Below are 6,011 nucleotides of genomic sequence, written 5' to 3' on the forward strand. Positions count from 1 at the left end.
CCCTCTTTAGCCCCAGCCCACGACTCCTCTCTGGTGTTTCCAAGGGGGCTTATGATTCCGATACCGGTTACAACAACTCTACGTCTCTGCATGGATATATCCTTAGACCAGCGTCTATATTAACTGCATAGTTTTAGCACAGCCTGAAATTCGGTGAAAGCATGCGTATCTACCTGAATATACCATCTATTTCAGTGAAATTTAAAAGCTTTAGACGCGTTCTAGCGTCAGCGCCTCAGAGAGTAGGTGAAAGGAGGTGCTAGCCTCTGTAAAATCATTGCCCTCCTCTAGCCGTTCAATGCACTCAACGAGTGCCGGTATTACCCTAGGCACTCGTCGCAAGATATAGGAGCGCTTCCCCTCAGTAAGCTTTAACCCCCGCTGCTTAGTAATCATGTGCAGTAGCTGATTAAGATCAGCCTCCACCGGATTACCCAAAACGAGGTGCATTCCAGCCCCGATACGACTCTGCGCTTGCGAGCTGGTCGCTATCCTGTCAGGGGTAATTGTTCCAAGCAGTACCAGGGTCCCGTTTGCATGCGCAAGTCGCTCGACGATATCGACGAAGAGCCCCGCTTGCCCCCGACTCTGCGCGTTCTCAAGGAATATATCTGCGTCATCGATAACACAGAGCTCGCCTGCTCTAAATGGATTAGTGGGTAGCTCATCAACGAACCACTCCCCAAGATCTGGGCCACGCAGCAGCCTGGCGTTTCGCGCTAACTCCTGCACCCTACCAACGATATAAACGCCTGTATGCGTTTTTCCAGATAGCTTCTCTCCCTGCAGATAGATCAGCGAGAATTTTCGCTTGTGCGCTGCGATCGCCAGAACCGTAGCGACTACCTCAGAGACCCCTGCATGCTCAAGAAAGTCCAATGAAGAGTAGCGTATCGAGTGGGAGAGCTGAAGGGGCAGCTGAGCGCTCATAATATACAGCACCTTTTTGGCTAACAGCCCGCAAATATAAAATCTTCCGGGTCGCTAATACGCGCCAAGAGCTTGGCCCCAAGCGCTCCCATCTTTCTCTCTACATGCTCATATCCACGTCGGAGATGATGTAGTTCATGGATCTCGCTACGCCCATCTGCTGCCAGAGCAGCCAGCACTAGCGCTGCAGCAGCGCGAATATCGAGCCCATCAACCGGTGCGCCGGTTAATTTAGAAACCCCTTCAATCACAACCGTCCTATCCACTATCTTGATCTGCGCCCCCATGCGCGCAAGCTCAGAGGCGTGTCCAAAGCGCCCCTCATAGATAGTCTCTTCTATCGTGCTCGTGCCCTCTGCAACCGTCAGCGCTGCCATTAGCAGTGGTTGCAGATCAGTGGCTAATTCAGGAAACGGCCCGGTCTTAACATTAACGGCTTTAAGTGGTGCGGTGCACCGTACGGTTACCGTAGAGCTTGTGGTAGAGAGCTGCACCCCCATCTCTGTCAGGATCTCAAGGAACACCCCGAATGAACTCGGATCGATCCCCTCCACCGTAACCTCGCCGCCTGTGATCACCCCCGCCAACAGGTAGGTGCCGGCTTCGATCCGATCGCCGATTAGGTGCGTCGTGGCACCGCCAAGCTCGCTCCGTCCATTAATCTCAACAACAGATCCACCAGCGCCCTGAATATCGGCACCCATGCCGTTTAGAAACTCTGCTAGCGCTACGATCTCGGGCTCCCTTGCACAGCCCTTAATAATCGTACGCCCGGGGGTAAGGCTGGCCGCCATAATCAGTTGATGAGTTGCGCCGACCGAGGGGAATCTGAGATCGATCTCAGCGGGACGGAGCCCTTTTAGTGCAGTTGCATAAACCACACCGTGTTTAAGTGAGATCTCGGCCCCCATCTTTGTTAGCCCCTCAAGGTGCAGATCTACCGGTCGAGCCCCGATTAGATCGCCTCCCGGAAGTGCGACCCGCGCCGCGCGTCCACGCGCCAGTAACGGCGCCAGGATCCAGAACGATGCTCGTAGCGCCTTGACCAGGCTATAACTCGCCTCTGTTGCAAGTAATTTCGGGGTCCTAACCCTTACCTCATCACCATCGTAGTGCACCTCCGCTCCGAACTGCTCCAGGAGATGAAGAACCAGGCTCGTATCGGTCAGGTTGGGTACGTTGGTTAGGGTACACTCCTCCCCGGTTAGCAGGGTTGAGATTAAAAGGGGTAGGCCAGCATTTTTAGCTCCACCCGCCCGCACCGTTCCCCGTAAGGCAATCCCGCCAACTATTTCAAAAAACTCAGACATCGTCCCCGTTCGCCCCTAAGAAACTACCGGCCCAAAGCTATTTCAGATCGGGCAGTGAGAACAATAGCAACAAACTGCTCAGTTATCCGAATTACTATAAAATTATCTCCTGAGGTGGTGATACGCACCTAGTCTCAGGGGCTTACTAACTTAAGGAGATACGTTATGCCAGTTGAATTTAATCCTACAACAGACCTACCCTATAAATCTGCCATAGCGGTAGGAGAGAAATTAGGTAAATCCCAAAATACTCTTATGGCCGCATATAACATCGACGAGGGGAATGTAGCTGATGTCAAGAAGTTGGCTAAGGACCTAAACATGGATGCTCCGAAGACGGAATGGGTAGAAAATCCTATTAAGGGTCTGCCAATGATCGAAAAACTACTAAACAACCCCCTACGCGGGCTTCAATTGGTGGCGGAGCAACGATATCAGCACGGCTCTCAGGTGCTAAACATGTTCTCTGGCCTACTAGATAAGATCGATCAGTTAAAGCAGCGCCTGATCAGCAAGTTCTCAAACTAAGTTGAGTGCGGGGTGCTCGTAATATAACGAGCACCCCGCATCCACGCTGGCTCTACGGTGCATCGAAGAAGTTATTGTTAGGAACCTGAATCCGTCCCTGCGAGCCGTTATTGCGACCAGGGCCCCTTTGATTTGATGCTCCACCCGTTACCATTGAGAGGTTCGTTATCGCCCCTGCGGAGCGGTCGGCCTGATCACCGGTCAGCCCGGTGCCACCCCGAACAAGGGAGAGGATAAACATAAGGAGTCCACCTTGCCCAGCAGCCTGCCCACCACCGAATGGTCCACCGCCACCGTATCCACCGCCACCGTATCCACCTGAACCGTAATCATCATTACCACCGCCGAAGCCCCCTCCAGCATACCCATCACCAGATCCCCGTTGATCCCTACCATGAGGGCTCCAACCCCAGGCGCCATCGCTGCCTCCTAAATCAGCACCAAACTCATTATCGGCGAGAGCGGGGGCTGGCGCTGCTACTGAAAGGAGGCCGAATATAACTGCGAGAAGAAATGAAGTTATGCGTCTTGTTTTCATATTGAGGTACCTTCACCATACACGCAGCTGAGCTAAATAAAGCTCACGACATCTCTCTGATGCCCTCTGCTGCGTTACCTTGGTAAAAAATTTAGAAAACCTCTGGGTGGCCGGTTTAATAACCGCACCCGAAATGCACGCCGGATTACACTATCTGGAACATAAAGGGTCGTTTTCGATCCGTTACAAAGAGGGTCGGATTGCTACCAACACCATCACCACCCGAACCGATTGAGTCATAGATATCTCCGATCTCAAGATTGCCCTTCTTGTTATCCGTGGCGCGCGCTAAGGCACGCGGCCCAAGGGCTGGAATAACCGTTCCGGGTTCATAAAACCCCGGCTTCATCGTCTCGCTTTCTGTGAATACGTTAAAACGAACCCTATGCTGCGCGGTTAGATTCTCCATGCGACTCAATAGATCTTTACTATTACCGGCATCCCTCCCCTTGGAGTTGTTGCGCACCTGGTCCTGTGAAAAACAACAAAATATAAACACTCCGATATAGGCGCAGTTATCGCTCTTAGCCTGTCTTAAATAGAGGTCGCGGTTATTATGGCAGTGCTCCTCGAGTGCCTTGGCGATACTGGCCCCGGTCATTAAGGCCCCAGAAAGGCTACCAGCTCCGTTACTGAGCATCGACATGCCCTCTCCACCAGACGCACCGTGCCCGTTAAAACCGACTGAGAAGAGTAGATCTCCTGCCTTAGTTTTGCTCGGTGCCGTTGAGCGCACTAGCTCAAGAAACTTACCCTGCTCCCTAATCGGGCCTGCGGCCCCGGGCAGTCCGTGAAAGGTGTTGGCTTTGTTCCAGAACTTCATCTCTGCCGGAGTGCCAAAACTTAAACCCTTACGCTCATTATCACAGGCATAAACGCTCATTCCGATCGGGGTGTGCGCATATCGACTACGCAGCGATAGCATGTGATCGACGCTCGCCTTAATCTCACCTGCTGAGGGTTCGCTCTTTGGGCTTGAGCTTTTTGCTATGCTGCGCTCGCGCCAGATATCTCTAGTAATTGTTCTAGCGGTATCGATAGCTTCACGCTCTTCGTTTGGTTTAAGGTGTAGTTGATACGTGCTGCCCTTATCCTTACAGTTAAGCGTACCACGTGATTCAATAAGTGCTGCGCCGAGCCAATCAGCAACAGAACGATAGATAGCTGGCACTACACTTGGATCAATGCCGTATCCGGTTGGGTGCTTATTAGCTAAGTTAAACGAAAAATAATTGCGCTGGGATTGCGCTACTGCCGAGGACTCACGCCCAAATATGGCGCCTGTAAGGGCAGCAACCCCAGCGCCAAGCGCTTCGCGTCGATTAACTCGATCCAGAGGCATCTGATTCATCGCTTCTATCCCTGAAACTTTCGGCTAGCGTTAGGATCCTTTAAAATAGCTCTGATTAACCGGATCCAGATACGTTATGTGTCAGATGCAGAAGCGTGTGACCTAATAAGAAAAAAATAGTTTTGAGATGCTGGATCTAAAAGAAACCCAAACGCACTGATTTAATCCGCGGCAAGGGTCGCTACGATCAGCGCGTGAATCTCAGGCGTTGCTGCCACCACGAGATTAGGCACCATACGCTTAGCCGAGCCACGATAGCTCCCCGGAGCCTGCCCCTTAAAGTCTGTAACTATGGCCCCGGCCTCAGCCGCTATAAACCCAATTGCACCTGCATCTATGGCCTGACACGGCCTATGCAGGGTAGCTAACGCCAAGCCCTCGATCAGATCGGTCGAATTATACCTTCCTGGCTCACTACTATAGGTAGTTATAAGATCCTTAATGGACATGTAAGGGGATAACTTTGCTTGCAGGTCCGGCGCATTAAATAACAAAACCGGCCCCTCCCGCTGCGCTAGGGTTAGCCGTCTGCCACTAGCCCCCTGCTCAAACTCCTGCTGTGATAATACGAACGCGCCCTGTCCCTTGCTGGCATAGTAACATCGCTGACGCCTCGGCATATAACAGAGCGCGCCAACTATCTCGCTACGATCATGAATCGTAACGATAATCTGATAGTGCTCACGGTTATCAATATAGGAACGGGTGCCATCAACTGGATCAAGCAACACCTCAAGCTCAGCATCAGGTAAAAAGTACTTCGCATTAAGGGAGTGCTCCTGCTCCTCTGAAAAAAAGCTTAGGTGTGGATAGCGTCGCAGCAAAGCGACCTCTAGAAAGCTCTGAATGGTGAGATCGGCATCAGAGAGCGCGTGATGAAAGAGCGTCTCTCCATCCTTTGCCGCATGGGTGCCCACTCTATCTTGAATCTGAGCGCTATAGGCTCCTGCTGTTGCAACGAAAGGAAATAAGTAGGTCAATACCTCGTATGGTGTGGTCACAGTAGGGGCTCTCCAAAAGGTTTAGCTATAGTATAGTAGCAGAAAAGCGCCTTGCAAATGAGGATAAAGGGTTCCTAACCAATAAGTGTGGGTGGGAAGCTACTGGATGATGGCATAACTATGCGCGGCAGATGGAAGAAAAGCCGGTCGAAGAATGTAAGATAATGGATGCTGAATCCCTGCGCTGGAACGTGAACCGCTTCCCGTTACCCGCTCCCGCTCCCGCTCCGATAGCGGAAACTTATTTCGAAAAGAACCGATTAATAGAAGATATGTTTTGTCATGAAAAGCTCGAAGTCTATCAAAAGTCGGTTGAATTACTGAATAGGTTATTAGTGTTATTCGCCTCCTCC

7 protein-coding genes are annotated in these 6,011 nt (G+C 51.6%); 2 read left to right on the plus strand and 5 right to left on the minus strand.

The features are described 5' to 3' along the window. Positions 1 to 210: 210 nt before the first annotated feature. Both NTV65_10170 and murA read right to left on the minus strand, forming a co-directional pair. Positions 211 to 930, minus strand: coding sequence for a hypothetical protein (locus NTV65_10170; protein ID MCX6115559.1), 720 nt, complete (start codon positions 928 to 930; stop codon positions 211 to 213). 20 nt (positions 931 to 950) lie between these two features. Continuing rightward, a complete protein-coding gene (murA, locus tag NTV65_10175; protein ID MCX6115560.1) occupies positions 951 to 2,240 on the minus strand; it encodes a UDP-N-acetylglucosamine 1-carboxyvinyltransferase in 1,290 nt (429 codons plus the stop codon). Between the two features lie 165 nt (positions 2,241 to 2,405). On the opposite strand from murA, the gene NTV65_10180 reads away from it, so the two are divergent. Then, a complete protein-coding gene (locus NTV65_10180) occupies positions 2,406 to 2,768 on the plus strand; it encodes a hypothetical protein (protein MCX6115561.1) in 363 nt (120 codons plus the stop codon). Between the two features lie 52 nt (positions 2,769 to 2,820). Here the strand turns inward: NTV65_10180 and NTV65_10185 are convergent, their stop codons facing one another. The 3 genes from NTV65_10185 to NTV65_10195 all read right to left on the minus strand — a co-directional run bounded on the left by NTV65_10185 (position 2,821) and on the right by NTV65_10195 (position 5,658). Next, positions 2,821 to 3,306 carry a hypothetical protein gene (locus NTV65_10185; protein MCX6115562.1) on the minus strand — a complete coding sequence of 162 codons (486 nt, stop codon included), beginning with the start codon at positions 3,304 to 3,306 and terminating at the stop codon, positions 2,821 to 2,823. Positions 3,307 to 3,451: 145 nt separating this feature from the next. Further along, positions 3,452 to 4,657 carry a hypothetical protein gene (locus NTV65_10190; protein ID MCX6115563.1) on the minus strand — a complete coding sequence of 402 codons (1,206 nt, stop codon included), beginning with the start codon at positions 4,655 to 4,657 and terminating at the stop codon, positions 3,452 to 3,454. Positions 4,658 to 4,818: 161 nt separating this feature from the next. After that, complete coding sequence (locus NTV65_10195) at positions 4,819 to 5,658, minus strand: hypothetical protein (GenBank protein ID MCX6115564.1); 840 nt, start codon at positions 5,656 to 5,658, stop codon at positions 4,819 to 4,821. 131 nt (positions 5,659 to 5,789) lie between these two features. On the opposite strand from NTV65_10195, the gene NTV65_10200 reads away from it, so the two are divergent. After that, positions 5,790 to 6,011 (plus strand): hypothetical protein (locus tag NTV65_10200; protein MCX6115565.1); only part of this gene is annotated, 222 nt, incomplete at its 3' end.

This window comes from Pseudomonadota bacterium (genome assembly GCA_026390555.1).
In the GTDB taxonomy this organism is placed as follows: domain Bacteria; phylum Bdellovibrionota_C; class UBA2361; order UBA2361; family OMII01; genus OMII01.

Coding starts and splice junctions, on each gene's coding strand:
- NTV65_10170 (MCX6115559.1), bottom strand. CDS start 930: ATGAGCGCTCAGCTGCCCCTTCAGCTCTCCCACTCGATACGCTACTCT.
- murA (MCX6115560.1), bottom strand. CDS start 2,240: ATGTCTGAGTTTTTTGAAATAGTTGGCGGGATTGCCTTACGGGGAACG.
- NTV65_10180 (MCX6115561.1), top strand. CDS start 2,406: ATGCCAGTTGAATTTAATCCTACAACAGACCTACCCTATAAATCTGCC.
- NTV65_10185 (MCX6115562.1), bottom strand. CDS start 3,306: ATGAAAACAAGACGCATAACTTCATTTCTTCTCGCAGTTATATTCGGC.
- NTV65_10190 (MCX6115563.1), bottom strand. CDS start 4,657: ATGAATCAGATGCCTCTGGATCGAGTTAATCGACGCGAAGCGCTTGGC.